The 308-nt window shown below is 69.8% G+C and carries 1 pseudogene; it reads left to right on the top strand.

Annotation, left to right across the window (positions count from 1 at the left end):
• Nucleotides 1-308: pseudogene (locus GTR02_RS22240) on the top strand (transposase); the annotation flags it as partial.

The following is a 308-nucleotide window of genomic DNA, read 5'->3' as shown; positions in this document are numbered from 1 at the left end:
CGACGTGACCGCTTTCGCGGTGTTCCCCGAGGCACACTGGCGCAAGATCTGGTCGACCAACCCGATCGAGCGCCTCAACCGCGAGGTCAAGCGCCGCACCGACGTGGTCGGGATCTTCCCCAACGCCAGGCGCTGCTGCGCCTGGCCGGCTGCGTTCTCATCGAAGCCCACGACGAGTGGCAGTCCGGGGAGCGCCGCTACCTCTCCGAGGCCTCGATGGCGTTGCTGACCCCACCGGAACCGATCCTCCTGCCCACCCCCGCGCTCCGCGCGGACGGCGACACGACCACGACCCTCGACACGACCAC

Source organism: Kineococcus siccus (assembly GCF_009906795.1).
GTDB classification, from domain to species: Bacteria; Actinomycetota; Actinomycetes; order Actinomycetales; family Kineococcaceae; genus Kineococcus; species Kineococcus siccus.
The sequence above is the reverse complement of the archived record's forward strand: the minus strand, read 5'-3'. Positions and strand labels throughout refer to the sequence as shown.